The organism is Rhodovulum tesquicola (assembly GCF_024128855.1).
GTDB classification, from domain to species: domain Bacteria; phylum Pseudomonadota; class Alphaproteobacteria; order Rhodobacterales; family Rhodobacteraceae; genus Rhodovulum; species Rhodovulum tesquicola.
This window is the reverse complement of the sequence record NZ_JAMYDV010000017.1, coordinates 1-14273: the sequence shown is the minus strand read 5'-3', so window position 1 is coordinate 14273 and position 14273 is coordinate 1. Positions and strand designations below refer to the sequence as shown.

At 67.9% G+C, this 14273-nt stretch carries 14 protein-coding genes; 10 read left to right on the top strand and 4 right to left on the bottom strand.

Features of this window, described 5'->3' with window-relative positions:
• Positions 1-15: 15 nt before the first annotated feature.
• Positions 16-1290, top strand: a complete 1275-nt coding sequence (locus NHN26_RS13360) for a 3-deoxy-D-manno-octulosonic acid transferase (RefSeq protein WP_253089904.1) — start codon at positions 16-18, stop codon at positions 1288-1290.
• The gene (locus NHN26_RS13355) at positions 1283-2263 is read left to right on the top strand and encodes a threonine dehydratase (RefSeq protein ID WP_253089903.1); all 981 of its coding nucleotides are present in this window, start codon (positions 1283-1285) and stop codon (positions 2261-2263) included. The genes NHN26_RS13360 and NHN26_RS13355 overlap by 8 nt, the downstream gene beginning before the upstream one ends.
• A gap of 4 nt (positions 2264-2267) precedes the next feature.
• On the opposite strand, the gene NHN26_RS13350 is transcribed toward NHN26_RS13355, so the two are convergent.
• The 3 genes from NHN26_RS13350 to NHN26_RS13340 all read right to left on the bottom strand — a co-directional run bounded on the left by NHN26_RS13350 (position 2268) and on the right by NHN26_RS13340 (position 4015).
• Positions 2268-2750 carry a hypothetical protein gene (locus NHN26_RS13350; protein ID WP_253089902.1) on the bottom strand — a complete coding sequence of 161 codons (483 nt, stop codon included), beginning with the start codon at positions 2748-2750 and terminating at the stop codon, positions 2268-2270.
• 25 nt (positions 2751-2775) lie between these two features.
• Complete coding sequence (thpR, locus tag NHN26_RS13345) at positions 2776-3342, bottom strand: RNA 2',3'-cyclic phosphodiesterase (RefSeq protein WP_253089901.1); 567 nt, start codon at positions 3340-3342, stop codon at positions 2776-2778.
• Positions 3343-3484: 142 nt separating this feature from the next.
• Entirely contained in the window at positions 3485-4015 is a 531-nt protein-coding gene (locus NHN26_RS13340) for a glutathione peroxidase (protein WP_253089900.1), read from the bottom strand.
• A gap of 132 nt (positions 4016-4147) precedes the next feature.
• Here NHN26_RS13340 and NHN26_RS13335 point away from each other — a divergent pair, with 132 nt between their 5' ends.
• The 3 genes from NHN26_RS13335 (at position 4148) to ptsP (ending at position 8246) form a co-directional block, all read left to right on the top strand.
• On the top strand, positions 4148-4570 hold the full coding sequence (locus tag NHN26_RS13335) for a DUF1178 family protein (protein ID WP_253089899.1): 423 nt from the start codon (positions 4148-4150) through the stop codon (positions 4568-4570).
• Between the two features lie 179 nt (positions 4571-4749).
• A complete protein-coding gene (locus tag NHN26_RS13330; RefSeq protein ID WP_253089898.1) occupies positions 4750-5988 on the top strand; it encodes an aspartate kinase in 1239 nt (412 codons plus the stop codon).
• Positions 5989-5999: 11 nt separating this feature from the next.
• Positions 6000-8246, top strand: coding sequence for a phosphoenolpyruvate--protein phosphotransferase (gene ptsP / locus NHN26_RS13325; protein WP_253089897.1), 2247 nt, complete (start codon positions 6000-6002; stop codon positions 8244-8246).
• Positions 8247-8249: 3 nt separating this feature from the next.
• Here ptsP and NHN26_RS13320 read toward each other — a convergent pair whose 3' ends face one another.
• Positions 8250-9470 (bottom strand): MFS transporter, encoded by a 1221-nt coding sequence (locus NHN26_RS13320; RefSeq protein ID WP_253089896.1) that lies wholly within the window; start codon positions 9468-9470, stop codon positions 8250-8252.
• Between the two features lie 166 nt (positions 9471-9636).
• Between NHN26_RS13320 and NHN26_RS13315 the strand changes: the two genes are divergently transcribed.
• The 5 genes from NHN26_RS13315 to brnA all read left to right on the top strand — a co-directional run bounded on the left by NHN26_RS13315 (position 9637) and on the right by brnA (position 13996).
• Positions 9637-10701, top strand: coding sequence for a YeeE/YedE family protein (locus NHN26_RS13315; protein ID WP_253089895.1), 1065 nt, complete (start codon positions 9637-9639; stop codon positions 10699-10701).
• 227 nt (positions 10702-10928) lie between these two features.
• Positions 10929-11624, top strand: coding sequence for a VPLPA-CTERM sorting domain-containing protein (locus tag NHN26_RS13310; protein WP_253089894.1), 696 nt, complete (start codon positions 10929-10931; stop codon positions 11622-11624).
• A 189-nt stretch (positions 11625-11813) separates the two neighbouring features.
• The gene (ettA, locus tag NHN26_RS13305; RefSeq protein ID WP_253089893.1) at positions 11814-13481 is read left to right on the top strand and encodes an energy-dependent translational throttle protein EttA; all 1668 of its coding nucleotides are present in this window, start codon (positions 11814-11816) and stop codon (positions 13479-13481) included.
• Between the two features lie 49 nt (positions 13482-13530).
• Entirely contained in the window at positions 13531-13794 is a 264-nt protein-coding gene (locus NHN26_RS13300; protein ID WP_153747449.1) for a BrnT family toxin, read from the top strand.
• Positions 13775-13996, top strand: a complete 222-nt coding sequence (gene brnA, locus NHN26_RS13295; RefSeq protein ID WP_253089892.1) for a type II toxin-antitoxin system BrnA family antitoxin — start codon at positions 13775-13777, stop codon at positions 13994-13996. Before NHN26_RS13300 ends, brnA begins: the two co-directional genes overlap by 20 nt.
• Positions 13997-14273 lie beyond the last annotated feature (277 nt).

Here is a 14273-nt window from a genome sequence, read left to right as displayed (position 1 = left end):
CAACCCGGAGCGGCCGTGCTGTCCTATCGCCTCCTGCTGAGCCTTGCCGCGCCGGTCTTCGCGCTGCGCCTGATCCGTGACGGGCGCCTGGCCGCCGAACGTCTGGGCGGCGGTCCCGGCGCAGGGCCGGACGCGGGGCCGGTGATCTGGCTGCATGGCGCCTCGAACGGCGAACTCGCCTCGGCGCGGGGGCTGGTGGACCGGCTGCTGGACAGGCGGCCCGGGGCGCGGCTGGTGGTCACCTGCAACAGCGCGACCGGGCGCGCGCTGGTGCGGGGCTGGGGGCTGGACCGTGTCGCGGTGCGGCTGGCGCCGCTGGATTACCGCTGGGCGCTGGGCCGGTTCCTGTCGCGCTGGCAGCCCGCCGCGCTGGTGCTGATCGAAAGCGAGCTGTGGCCGAACCGGCTGGCGGCAATGGCGGCGCGCGGGCGGCCGGTGCTGGTGGTGGGCGCGCGGATGTCGGCGCGCAGCGCCGCGCGCTGGGGGCGGCTGCCGGGGCTGGTCGGCGCGATGCTGGCGCGGGTGGGCTATCTCTCGGCGCAGGATGCGGGATCGGGCGCGCGTTTCGTGGCGCTGGGCCTCGATCCCGCGCGGCTGGGGCCGGTGGTGGACCTGAAATCGGGCGGCGCGGCCCCTGCCCCGCCCGACCCCGATGCGCTGGCCCGCCTTGCGCCGCTTTTCCCGCGCGGCGACACGCTGCTGGCTGCCTCGACCCATGAGGGCGAGGAACGCGCGGTGCTGGCGGCCTTCGCCGCGGCCCGCGCCACCCGGCCCGGGCTGCGCCTGATCCTCGCCCCCCGCCATCCCCGCCGCAGCCCCGAGATCGCGGCCGAGATCGCGCGGACCGGCCTGCCCTTCGCCACCCGGTCCAGGGGCGAAGCGCCGGGGCCGGACATGCCGGTCTACCTGGCCGACACGATGGGCGAGATGGGGCTGTGGTATGCGCTGGCGGGGATCGGGTTCATCGGCGGCTCGCTGGTCGACCGCGGCGGCCATACCCCGTGGGAGCCCGCCGCCCAGGGAACCGCCATCCTGCATGGGCCGCATATCGCGAATTTCGCGCGCGTCTATGCCGCGCTGGACGCCGCAGGCGGGGCGCGCAGGGTCACCGGACCGGACGAGCTGGCCCGCGCGCTGGCCGGGCTGGATGGCCCGGCCCAGGCGGCGATGGCGGCCCGCGCAAGCGACATCGCCGCGCGCCTGAGTGCCGATGGCGCGGGGCTGGACCCGCTGCTGGACGCGCTGATCCGGCTGATCGACACCCCGAACGGAGACCCCGACCATGGCTGAGCCGATGTTCACCCTCGACGAATTGCAGGCGGCCGCAGCCTTCGTGCACAGCCGCATGCCGCCCACCCCGCAATATGCCTGGCCCCTGCTGGCCGAGGCCACCGGCGCCGAGACCTGGGTCAAGCACGAGAACCACAGCCCCACCGGCGCCTTCAAGATCCGCGGCGCGCATAGCTTCATCGACTGGCTGAAGCGCACGCAGCCCGACTGTCCCGGCATCGTCACCGCGACGCGCGGCAATCACGGGCAGGGCCAGGCGCTGGCGGCGCGGGCCGCCGGGATGGTGGCGAAGATCTATGTCCCCGAGGGCAATTCGGTGGAAAAGAACGCAGCGATGCGCGCCTTCGGGGCCGATCTGATCGTGCATGGCGCCGATTTCGACGCCGCGCGGCAAGAGGCCCAGCGCGTGGCCGAGGCCGAGGGGCTGGCCTTCGTGCCGCCCTTTCACCGCGAACTGGTGCGCGGGGTCGCGACCTACGGGCTGGAACTGTTCACCGCCGTCCCTGACCTGCACACGGTCTATGTGCCGATCGGCTGCGGCTCGGGCATCTGCGGCACGATCGCAGCGCGCGATGCGCTGGGGCTGGACACGCGGATCGTCGGCGTCGTGTCGGAAAATGCCGATTGCGTGCTGCGCTCGATGGCGGCGGGCGATTATGTCGAGACCGAGACCGCCCGCACCTTTGCCGACGGCATCGCCGTGCGCGTGCCGGTGCCCGAGGCGTTCGACATCTTTGCCCGCGGCGCGGAACGAATCGTCTCGGTCTCGGATGCCGAGGTGGCCGAGGCGATCCGCCTCTATTTCCGCGCCACGCATAACCTGGCCGAAGGCGCGGGCGCGGCGGCGCTGGCCGCGCTGATGGCCGAACGCGACATCATGGCGGGCAGGCGCGTGGGCGTGATCCTCTGCGGCGGCAATATCGACAGCGAGTGGTTCGGAACGGTCCTGTCGGGCGGCGTGCCGCGGGTCTAGCGGCCTACAGGAAACTCATCGCGTCCGAATTCTCGCAGGTGCCGGGACAGGAGCCGGGGCGGTAGAGCGTCACGCTGCGCTCGTCGTGATACTCGATCTCGGGCTGGAAAAAGCGCCGGTCATGGGGTTCGTAGAACCCGCCAAGCGTCAGTCCCGCCGCGGGAAAACACAATTGTTCCTGGCAGAGCGCCACATTGCCCAGTCGTTCCTCCAGGCGGCGGACGATCTCGGACGGGTCGGCGGCGAAGAAATCCTCGCCCTCGAACAGGACGCCCTCGACATGGCGGCTGGAGACGATGCGCACCAGCGCATCCTCGCGGTATTCGCAGATCGGCAGACCCAGGCCGCGATATTCCATCTGCCGCCCGCCCGCGCCGCGATAGACATGCTGCGGCCGCCCCATCAGCGGCAGCGCCTCGACCTCAGCGCGCGACATGCCCAGCCGCAGGGGTCCCAGCCCCTCCCCCGGCGTGATGCTCCAGACCATGGTCTCCCCCTCCTCCTCGCCTGTTTCAGGGAACATAGGGATCGGGATGCGGTGCGGGAAGGGGGTAATGGGCCAGCTCGGCATGGCAGGCGGCCCCCTGCCCGAGATCCGAGCGGTAAAGCCCGAATCCGGTCACCGCGAAAGGTCCGGCGCGGAAATCCCAGCCTGCGGCGACCGCGCGTTCCAGCCGGTCACGCCCCGGTGCGGCCGGATTCAGCCGGGCCAGCGTGACATGCGGGACAAAGCGGCGATGCGCAAGCCGCACCCCCGCCCCGCGCGCGGCCTGTTCGACCTTGGCCTGCAGATGCCGCAGCCCCGCGCAGTCGGCCACCCCCGCATAGGCGGCCCGCGGCCGCGTCCCGCCGAACAGCCCCAGCCCCGCCAGCGTCAGATCGAAGCCCGGCGCATGCAGGGCCGAAAGGGCCAGATGCACCTCGTCCAGCACCGGCCCGGGCAGCTCGCCCAGGAAGACCAGCGTCAGGTGCAGGTTCTCCGGCGGGACCGGGCGCTTCACCGGCAGGCTTTCCTGCACCCGCACCAGCGCGGCGCGGATCTCGTCGGGCAGGTCGATGGCGGCGAAGGCGCGGATCACTGGACTTCCCTCCGCCCCGGTGCGGCGGATGCGCCAAGGATCGCGGGAATGTCGCGATCATGCAAGCCTGAGGCACGCAAAGGGCCGGTTTCCGGCGCAACCGGCAGGCCGCATGTTCGAAAAGGTCAAGCCCGGCCGCGCCCTATCGGGCCAGCAGCGCCTCGATCTGGCGCGTCACCGCGCCCGAGGTGGGCTTGGTCATCGAACCCCAGGTCGCCACCACCTCGCCCGCCGGGCCGATCAGCACCTTGTTGAAATTCCAGCGCGGGGCAAAGCCGTGCTCGGCCGCCAGCCAGCGGTAGAACGGATGCGCGTTGCTGCCCCTGACATGGGTGATCTCGGTCATCGGCAGGGTCAGGCCGAAATTGACATCGCAGAATTCCTTGACCTTCGCCTCGGAGGCCAGTTCCTGGTTGAAATCGTCCGACGGCACCGCCAGCACCACCAGCCCGCGCGGGCCATAGCGTTCATGCAGCCGCTGCAACCCGTCATATTGCGGCGTGAACCCGCATTGCGAGGCGGTGTTGACCACCAGCACCGGCTGCCCGCGATAGGCGTCCAGCGCGATTTCGCCGCCGTCGATCGAGGCAAAGGAAAACCCCTGCGCCGCCTCGGCAGAGGGGGCGGCGGCGGCGGTCAGACCAAGCGAGAAAAGCAGGGCAAGCGGGCGCATCGGACAGATCCATGGCTGCGAAAAGGCATGGCGGGGAGGTATCGCGCCGCGCCGCCCGGTCAAGCCTGCCCCGATTGCATTCCCCGGCCCAACGGTTATCTCTTGGCAAGGATCCGCAAGGATGATCGACGGATGATCCGCTATTCGCTCGACTGCGCCGAGGGACACCGCTTCGAAAGCTGGTTCCAGTCGGCCGATGCCTTCGACAAGCTGCATGCCGCAGGACTGGTCGCCTGCGCGATCTGCGGCGGCAGCGATGTCGCCAAGGGGCTGATGGCGCCCGCCGTCGCCCCGGACCGCGCCCCGCCCGCGCGCCCGCTGTCGCAACCGGCCAGCCCCGCCGAACAGGCGCTGGCCGAACTGCGCCGCCGGATCGAGACGGACTCCGAGGATGTGGGGCTGCGCTTCGTGAAGGAGGCGCGCGACATGCATGAGGGCCTGACGCCCCGGCGCGCGATCCGGGGCGAGGCGCGGCTGGACGAGGCGAAGAAGCTGATCGAGGAGGGCGTGCCCATCGCGCCCCTGCCCTTCGTGCCGGGCCGCAAGGCCAATTGACGCGGCGCCCCCGTCATGCGGGGGCGCTGTCTGTCGGCCTGCGCAAGACGATGGACCACGCGGGCCGAACGACCCGGACGGCGCGTCCGCCCGAGCGCCCCCCCCTTGCAAGCCTGCTTGCCCTTTGCCGGCCGCACCCTTATGAAGCGCGCGGATAATTGCGGGGCACAGGGCGCCAGATGCCGCTTTTGGTGATGAAATTCGGGGGCACCTCGGTGGGCGATCTGGCCCGCATCCGGAACGCTGCCGAAAAGGTCCGTCGCGAGGTCGAGCGCGGGTTCGATGTGATCGTCGTGGTCTCGGCGATGTCGGGCAAGACCAATGAACTGGTCGGCTGGGTCGAACAGACCTCGCCGCTGTTCGATGCGCGCGAATATGATGCCGTGGTCAGTTCCGGCGAGAACGTGACCGCCGGGCTGATGGCGCTGACGCTTCAGGAAATGGACGTGCCCGCGCGCAGTTGGCAGGGCTGGCAGGTGCCGCTGAAAACGACCTCCGCCCATTCCGCCGCCCGGATCGAGGACATCCCGCGCGCCAATATCGACCAGAAATTCGCCGAAGGCATGCGCGTGGCCGTGGTCGCGGGCTTTCAGGGCATCAGCCCCGAGGGCCGGATCACCACGCTGGGCCGGGGCGGGTCCGACACCACCGCCGTGGCCTTTGCCGCCGCCTTCGACGCGGTGCGCTGCGACATCTATACCGATGTCGACGGGGTCTATACCACCGATCCAAGGATCGAGGGCAAGGCGCGCAAGCTTGACCGCATCGCCTTCGAGGAGATGCTGGAACTGGCCAGCCTTGGCGCCAAGGTGCTTCAGACGCGCTCGGTCGAACTGGCGATGCGCTACAAGGTGAAACTGAGGGTCCTGTCGAGCTTCGACGAGACCGACGAGAACTCCGGCACGCTCGTCTGCGACGAGGAGGATATTGTGGAACAGAACGTGGTTTCCGGCGTCGCCTATTCCCGCGACGAGGCCAAGATGACGCTGATCTCGGTCGCCGACCGCCCCGGCATCGCGGCGGCGATCTTCGGCCCGCTGGCCCGCGCGGGCGTCAACGTGGACATGATCGTGCAGAACATCTCGGAAGAGGGGCGCACCGACATGACCTTTTCCTGCCCGGTCAACCAGGTGCCCCGCGCCGAGGACGCGATGGAAAAGGCCCGCGCCTCCGGCGAGATCAATTTCCACGGGCTGGTCGCCGATACCGACGTGGCCAAGGTCTCGGTCGTGGGGATCGGCATGCGCAGCCATGCCGGCGTTGCCGCGCGGATGTTCGAGTCGCTCGCCGCCGAGGGGGTCAACATCAAGGTCATTGCAACCTCCGAGATCAAGATTTCCGTTCTGATCGACCGGAAATATATGGAACTTGCCGTGCAAGCCCTCCATGATGCGTTCGGACTGGACAAAGCAGCCTGACGCGGGGGCCGATGCCCGGACAGACCGACAGCGCAAGTCGCAGGCTGCTCGGCCGCCTGCGCGGTGCCCTGGCCGAACCCGGCGCGGGGCAGGAACGGCTTGACCGCATCACCACGATCATCGCCGAGCAGATGGGCACCGATGTCTGCTCGATCTACCTGTTCCGCGATGCCGACACGCTGGAGCTGTGCGCCACCGAGGGGCTGAAATCCGAGGCCGTGCACCAGACCCGCCTGCGCGTGGGCGAGGGGCTGGTGGGCCGTGTCGCCAAGACCGCGCAGCCCATCAATACCGGCAACGCGCCCCAGGAACGCGGCTTCCGCTACATGCCCGAAACCGGCGAGGAGGTGCTGTCCTCCTTCCTCGGTGTGCCGATCCAGCGGCTGGGCGAACGGCTGGGCGTGCTGGTGGTGCAGTCCCGCGAGGGACGGCAATATTCCGAGGACGAGGTCTATGCCCTCGAAGTCGTGGCCATGGTGCTGGCCGAGATGACCGAGCTGGGCGCCTTCATCGGCGAGGGCGAGGCGCTGGCCGCGCTGCACCAGCGCCCGGTCATGTTCCAGGGCACCGTCGGGCAGGAGGGCGTGGCGGTCGGCCATGTCTGGCTGCACGAGCCGCGCGTCGTCGTCACCAACCCCATCGCCGACGACCCCGAGAAGGAACTGACCCGCCTGCGCGAGGCGGTGGACCGGCTGCGCGTGACCGTGGACGAGATGCTGAGTTCCGCGCCCCTGGGCGACAAGGACCAGTTGCAGGTGCTCGAAGCCTACCGGATGTTCGCCAATTCCCGCGGCTGGAAACGCCGGATGGAAGAGGACATCGCCCGCGGCCTGTCGGCCGAGGCGGCGGTGGAAAAGGAACAATCCGCCGCCCGCGCGCGCATGCAGACCGTGCCCGACGCCTATCTGCGCGAAAGGCTGCACGATCTGGACGACCTGTCCAACCGCCTGCTGCGCATCCTGACCGGCCAGGGCGAGCGCACCGGCGCCGAGCGCCCGGCCGATCCGATCCTGATCGCGCGCAATATCGGGCCGGGCGAGTTGCTGGAATATGGCCGCGCGCTCAAGGGGATCGTGCTCGAAGAGGGCTCGGTCGGCAGCCATGCCGCCATCGTGGCGCGCGCCTTCGCGATCCCGCTGGTCATCAATGCCGCCCGCATCACCACCGAGGCGCTGAACGGCGATCCGATCCTGCTGGACGGCGAACAGGGCGTCGTCCATCTGCGCCCCGAGGAAACCGTCGCCGCCGCCTTCCGCGACAAGATGGCGATGCAGGCCAAGGCGCAGAAACGCTATGCCGCGATCCGCCGCGAACCCGCGGTCTCGCTTTGCGGCCAGCGCATCGCGCTGACCATGAATGCGGGGCTGATGGCCGAGCTGCCCTCGCTGGACAGTTCCGGCGCCGAGGGGGTCGGGCTGTTTCGCACCGAATTGCAGTTCCTCGTCCGCTCCAAGGTGCCGCGCCGCAGCGAACTGGCCGCGCTGTACGCCCGCGTGATGGACGCCGCCAGGGGCAAGCGCGTGGCCTTCCGCACGCTCGATATCGGCTCGGACAAGGTGCTGTCCTACATGAAGCCGCAGGAGGAGCCCAACCCGGCGCTGGGCTGGCGGGCGATCCGGGTGGGGCTGGACCGTCCCGGCATGATGCGGATGCAGTTGCAGGCACTGATCCGGGCCGCGAACGGGCGGCCGCTGACGGTGATGTTCCCCTTCATCGCCCAGCTCGACGAGTTCCGCGCCGCGCGCGACCACCTGCTGCACGAGCTTGACCGCGAGGAACGGCTGGGCCGCGTCCTGCCCGAGAAGGTCGAGATCGGCGCGATGCTGGAAACCCCCTCGATGGCCTTCGCCCCGCGCCAGTTCTTCGAGGAGGCCGATTTCATCTCGATCGGCGGCAATGACCTGAAACAGTTCTTCTTCGCCGCCGACCGCGAGAACGAACGCGTCCGGCGCCGCTATGACACGCTGAATGTCAGCTTCCTGACCTTCCTGGAACTGATCGTCCGGCGCTGCGAGGAAACCGGCACGCCGCTGTCCTTCTGCGGCGAGGATGCCGGCCGCCCGGTCGAGGCGCTGTGCTTCGCCGCGATCGGCTTTCGCGCGCTGTCGATGCGGCCTGCCTCGATCGGGCCGGTCAAGCACCTGCTGCGCAAGAGCGACCTGTCCGAGGCCCGCGCGGTGATCGACGCCGCGCGCGCCACCGGCGCGCAATCGGTCCGCCCCGCGGTGATGGACTGGCTGCGCCGCCGCGGCGAATAGGCCCTATTCCGCGGGCGTCGCGATCAGCCCCGACAGGATCGTCTCGTTCCCCTTCTCGGGATGGCGCGGGATCAGCAGCGCCAGGCCCAGCGACACCGCCGCCATGCCAGCCGCCAGCACGAACACGCCATCGGGCGAGGTGATCCACAGATAGCCCAGCGCCGCGGGCAGGAAGACCGCCGCGATATGGTTGATGGTAAAGGCCACCGCCGCCGTGGGCGCAATGTCGCCCGGATCCGCGATCTTCTGGAAATAGGTCTTCAGCGCGAAGGCCAGCGCGAAGAACAGGTGATCCAGCACATAAAGCGCCGCCGCCAGCACCACCCCCCAGCCGAACCAGTAGATGCCGCCATAGGCCAGGAACACCCCCGTCAGCCCGACATATTCGAAGGCCAGCGCGCGCCGTTCCCCCCATTTCGCAACCGCCCGCCCCATCAGCGGCGCGGCGGCCATGTTGGCCAGGAAATTGATCAGGAACAGCGCGGTCAGCTCATGCACCTCGAAGCCGAATTTCTCGACCATCATGAAGGCCGCGAAGACGACGAAGATCTGCCGCCGCGCCCCCGACATGAATTGCAGCGCATAGTAAAGCCAGTAACGCCGCCGCAGCACCAGCCGTTTCACCTGCGGGTTCGGCGCCTCGAATTGCGGATAGGCGATCAGGCAGAACAGCGCCACGGCGGCGGTAAACCCCCCCGCCGTCAGGTAGACGAAATTGTAGGACAGATCGAACGCCTTCCACGTCACCACCAGCAACCCGTAGGCCAGCAGGGACGCCGCCGACCCCGCCGCCACCAGCCAGCCCAGCACCTGCGGCGCGCGCTCCTTGGCGATCCATTGCAATTGCAGCGACTGGTTGACCGTCTCGAAATAGTGAAACCCGATCGAACTGATCAGCGTCACCGCCAGCAGCCCGCCCAGCGAGGGGAACCAGGCCGTCACCGCCGTCGCCACCCCCAGCATCACCAGCGACACGATCCCCAGCACCTGCTCGCGGATGAACAGGATCAGCGCGATCACGCCCACCGCCAGGAAACCCGGGATCTCGCGCACCGTATGCAGCCAGCCGATCTCGACCCCGGTGAATCCCGCCGCCTCGATGACGAAATTGTTCAGCAAGGCCGACCAGGTCGCGAACGCCACCGGCATCGCGAAGGCCATCACGAACAGCAGGCTGACCGGACGCCGCCACAGCGGCAGCGCGGCGGCCTCGGCCAGGGGCATCGGGGAGGGTCGGAATGCAGGCATCATCGCCCTGCCATAGCCCCCCGCCCAGGCCTTGGCGAGGGGGGAATCGCCCCCCGCCCCAGGCCACGCGGCTGATCCAGATCAAGGCATCCCCCCCCGTTCCCGGGCAGACCCGGTCGAGGGAGCACGGGAGACACACGTCATGGACATTCTGGCGGTCGTGGAGCAATTCGACGAGGCGCCGACAGCGGCGCTGTTCGGCCTGATGACGGGCATGATCTTCGGCATCGCGGCGCAGCGCTCGGGCTTCTGCCTGCGCGCGGCGACGGTGGAATTCGCCCGCGGCTCGCTGGGCCCGCGCATGGCGGTCTGGCTTCTGTGCTTCTCGACCGCGCTGGTCTGGGTGCAGGGCGCGGAACTGATCGGGTTGATGCGCGCCGACGAGGCGCGGATCATGGCGGTCACCGGGTCCTGGTCGGGCGCGATCCTGGGCGGGCTGATGATGGGCGCGGGCATGGTGCTGGCGCGCGGCTGTCCGGGGCGGCTGCTGGTGCTGGCGGCGACCGGCAACCTGCGCTCGATCGTGTCGGGCCTGATCTTCGCCGTGCTCGCGCAGATGAGCCTGCATGGCTGGCTCTCGCCGCTGCGCGAATGGCTCGCCGCGCTCTGGGTGACGCCGGGCGGGCGCAACATCAACCTGATCGAGGCGTTTCGCCTGCCCCAGGCCACCGGCCTGATGGTCGGGTGCGGCTTCGCGGTGCTGGCGCTGTGGCTGGCCAGACGCAACCGCATCTCGTTCCGCACGCTGTTCTTCGGGGCGGGGGTGGGCTTTGCCGTGGCGGTGGGCTGGGTGCTGACCTTCGGACTGGCACAGATCAGCTTCGACCCGGTGCAGGTGCAAAGCCTGACCTTCACCGGCCCCTCCGCCAACACGCTGATGTTCTTCCTCGAACGCCCCGCGCTTCTGTCCTTCGATATCGGGCTGGTGCCCGGCGTCTTCCTCGGCTCGTTCCTCGCGGCCTGGATCGGGCGCGACCTGCAATTGCAGGGCTTCGAAAGCGAGGTGAACATGCGCAAGGCCATGATCGGCGCCGCCCTGATGGGCTTCGGCGGCATGCTGGCCGGCGGCTGCTCCATCGGCGCAGGCGTCACCGGAGGCTCGATCTTCGTCGCCACCATGTGGGTCGCGCTGGTCGCGATGTGGGTCGGCGGCGTGGCGACCGATTACCTGGTGGACCAGTCGCGGGGAAGTGTGAAGGCGGCGTAGGGGGGCCACGGCGCCATCAGAAGCAGCGCGCGGCGGCAAGGCGGACATGAGGGGCAGCGGGAATAGCCGCACCGCACAGGCCAACATCCCTGACCCGTGCGGATTCGATGCAAGCAGGGCTCGCATCCTTCCAAGCTTTGGAATCTCACGCGGCCGTGATACCTTGCGGCGGTGGGTGGTTCAATTTGGTCTAGAGTTTCTCAACAGCACAATATTTGGGGGTATCAATGAAAGTTCTCTCTGCACTCGGTTCGTTGGCGATCGCCATGGTGGCTATGCCAGCCTTGGCTGCCACCGTGAACCCGACCTTTTCGCTGGTGACCGTGGACACGACGAACGCGCAATCTTCTTCTGTTTACAAGGCGGACCTGACCGGTTTTCCGGAACTGACGCAGATCGGATCGATCACCGTCACCGACAGCAACAGCGGCACCGGCGGGTCGGCGGGCGCATATTCCGGCTTCGACATCGACGCGCTCTTCATCGACCTTGATGGCGACTACACCACCGTCGCCGACCAGATCTATGCGTCGTCCTTCATCTTCAACGCCGGGACGGTGCGCGCGGGGTCTGCCCCGGCGTCGAACACCTCGGGCGCGCTCAACGGCTCGAACGCGGATGGTACCGTCAACGAGGCCTTCGCCACCCTCAACGCCGTCGACGCGATCTTCTTCGGCACCGGGTCGATCTCGCTCGGCGATGGCGGGTCGCTCACGGCCAACTTCACCCCGGTGGTTCCGGTTGGCGCGAGCCTGTTCCTGATCGCCTCCGAGGTTGGCACTGAAGCGGGGGAGGCGATTGCAGCAGCGATCACTGTTCGGGATACTCCGGTCAATCCCGTCCCGGTCCCCGCGACATTGCCCCTCATGCTGGGCGCGCTGGGCGTTGCAGGCCTGGTCGCGCGCCGTCGCAAGGCGGCCTGAAAATACATGACATGCGAAAGAGCGGGCGGCCCTTCGCGGTCGCCCGTTTCCGTTTTTTTGCAACAACCGTAGGGTGGGTGCCAACCCACCACCCGGCCATCGGCGGACGGCCCCCCCTCATTGCCCTTGCCCCCCGGACCGGCTATGTCAGCCAGCAACCCAGACACCCAACCCGAAGGACGGTTCGCGATGGCTTCCTACCAGTATGTCTACCACATGGACGGAGTCTCCAAGACCTATCCGGGCGGCAAGAAGTGTTTTGAGAACATACGGTTGAACTTCCTGCCCGGCGTCAAGATCGGCGTTGTCGGCGTCAACGGCGCGGGGAAATCCACGCTTTTGCGCATCATGGCGGGCTGGGACAAGGATTTCTCGGGCGAGGCCTGGGCCGCCAAGGGCGCGCGCGTCGGCTACCTGCCGCAGGAGCCCGAGCTCGACCCCGCGCTGAATGTCCGCGGCAACGTGATGGAGGGCGTGGCCCAGAAGAAGGCCAAGCTCGACCGCTTCAACGAGATCGCCATGCAGGTCGCCGAGGAGTATTCCGACGCGCTGATGGAGGAGATGACCGCCCTTCAGGACCAGATCGACGCCGAGAACCTGTGGGATCTCGACGCCCAGATCGACATCGCGATGGAGGCCCTGCGCTGCCCGCCCGACGAGGCCGACGTCACCACGCTCTCGGGCGGGGAACGCCGCCGCGTCGCGCTGTGCAAGCTGCTGCTCGAAGCCCCCGACATGCTGCTCTTGGACGAGCCGACCAACCACCTCGACGCCGAAACCGTCGCCTGGCTGCAGAACCACCTGATCGAGTACAAGGGCACGATCCTGATCGTCACCCATGACCGCTACTTCCTCGACGACATCACCGGCTGGATCCTCGAACTCGACCGCGGCCGCGGCATCCCCTACGAGGGCAATTATTCCGCCTGGCTGGAACAGAAGGCCAAGCGCCTGTCGCAGGAGGCGCGCGAGGACAAGGCCAAGCAGAAGACGCTGGAGCGCGAGCTTGACTGGATCCGCGCAGGCCAGAAGGCCCGCCAGGCCAAGTCCAAGGCCCGCATCCAGGCCTACGAGGATCTCGCCAGCCAGTCCGAGCGCGAGAAACTCTCCCGCGCCCAGATCATCATCCCCAACGGCCCCCGCCTCGGCGGCAAGGTGATCGAGGTCGAGGGGCTGCGCAAGGGCTATGGCGACCGCCTGCTGATCGAGGACCTGACCTTCGCGCTGCCCCCCGGCGGCATCGTCGGCGTGATCGGCCCCAACGGCGCGGGCAAGTCCACGCTGTTCCGCATGCTCACCGGCCAGGAACAGCCCGACGCGGGTTCCATCACCTTCGGCGACACCGTGAAACTGTCCTATGTCGACCAGTCCCGCGACGCGCTGGATGCCAACAAGACCGTGTGGGAGGAGATCTCGGACGGGCTGGATATCGTCGTGCTGGGCGATGCCGAGGTGAACTCCCGCGCCTATTGCTCGTCCTTCAACTTCAAGGGCGGCGACCAGCAGAAGAAGGTGGGGCTGCTCTCGGGCGGCGAGCGCAACCGCGTCCACATGGCCAAACTCCTGAAATCCGGCGGCAACGTGCTCCTGCTGGACGAACCCACCAACGATCTGGACGTCGAGACGCTTCAGGCCCTCGAGGCCGCACTTGAGGATTTCGCCGGCTGCGCCGTCATCATCAGCCACGACCGCTTCTTCCTCGACCGCCTCTGCACCCATATCCTGGCCTTCGAGGGCGAGGCCCATGTCGAATGGTTCGAGGGCAATTTCCAGACCTACGAGGAAGACAAGATCCGGCGTCTGGGGCCGGATTCGGTCGAGCCGAAGCGGGTGAAATACAAGAAATTCGCCCGTTGATGGGGCCAAAAGGTATTGAAACCATACCTTTTCGACCCCATACTGCCCGATGATCTTCGAATACGACCCCGCGAAAAGCGCCGCGAACCTCGCCAAGCACGGGATCGACTTCGACGACGCCCAGGCGCTGTGGCTGGACGATGCGCTGATCGCGGCACCGGCGCGGAGCGAGGATGAACCGCGCTGGCTCGCCGTCGGTCGCATCGGCGGTCGGCACTGGACGGCGGTTTACACGCTGAGAAACGGGACGGTCCGGATCATCTCGGTCCGCCGCGCGAGAGGAGACGAGATCGATGCCTATCAAGGCCGCTGAGTTCGACCGCCTTTTCGACGGGGGCGGCGACATCTCCGAACATGTCGACTGGGGCAAGGCTGTCCGCCCCAATCGCGAACCCCGCCGCGTCAACGTCGATTTCCCCGCCTGGATGGTCGACGGCCTGGACGCCCGCGCCGCCCATCTGGGCATCACCCGGCAGGCGCTGATCAAGATGTGGATCGCGGAGAAGCTGGAATGAGGGCGGGAGGGGGCAAAGCGGGTTATGGATGAGACACTTGTGAGGTAAAAATTCTTGAATGAGAGAATTATAGAAGAATTTAAGGGTTGTGGACTTGGATACTTTGTCGAAACGGTCTGGACGACCGCAATTAAAAGAGAAGACCTTATATGTCCCATCCCGGACGATCACATAGACCCTCGCCGCTCTGCGCTCTTCATGGCAAGATCGTTGCTGGGTGAGGTTCGGGACGCGGGGCGAGGATGCTGATTTCTCTTCACAAGCAGGCGACGACAAC

Bases quoted from the DNA above. Each gene is read 5' to 3' on its own strand.
- NHN26_RS13355 (WP_253089903.1), top strand. From the start codon at position 1,283: ATGGCTGAGCCGATGTTCACCCTCGACGAATTGCAGGCGGCCGCAGCC.
- NHN26_RS13350 (WP_253089902.1), bottom strand. From the start codon at position 2,750: ATGGTCTGGAGCATCACGCCGGGGGAGGGGCTGGGACCCCTGCGGCTG.
- NHN26_RS13340 (WP_253089900.1), bottom strand. From the start codon at position 4,015: ATGCGCCCGCTTGCCCTGCTTTTCTCGCTTGGTCTGACCGCCGCCGCC.
- NHN26_RS13335 (WP_253089899.1), top strand. From the start codon at position 4,148: ATGATCCGCTATTCGCTCGACTGCGCCGAGGGACACCGCTTCGAAAGC.
- NHN26_RS13330 (WP_253089898.1), top strand. From the start codon at position 4,750: ATGCCGCTTTTGGTGATGAAATTCGGGGGCACCTCGGTGGGCGATCTG.
- ptsP (WP_253089897.1), top strand. From the start codon at position 6,000: ATGCCCGGACAGACCGACAGCGCAAGTCGCAGGCTGCTCGGCCGCCTG.
- NHN26_RS13320 (WP_253089896.1), bottom strand. From the start codon at position 9,470: ATGCCCCTGGCCGAGGCCGCCGCGCTGCCGCTGTGGCGGCGTCCGGTC.
- NHN26_RS13315 (WP_253089895.1), top strand. From the start codon at position 9,637: ATGGACATTCTGGCGGTCGTGGAGCAATTCGACGAGGCGCCGACAGCG.
- NHN26_RS13310 (WP_253089894.1), top strand. From the start codon at position 10,929: ATGAAAGTTCTCTCTGCACTCGGTTCGTTGGCGATCGCCATGGTGGCT.
- ettA (WP_253089893.1), top strand. From the start codon at position 11,814: ATGGCTTCCTACCAGTATGTCTACCACATGGACGGAGTCTCCAAGACC.
- NHN26_RS13300 (WP_153747449.1), top strand. From the start codon at position 13,531: ATGATCTTCGAATACGACCCCGCGAAAAGCGCCGCGAACCTCGCCAAG.
- brnA (WP_253089892.1), top strand. From the start codon at position 13,775: ATGCCTATCAAGGCCGCTGAGTTCGACCGCCTTTTCGACGGGGGCGGC.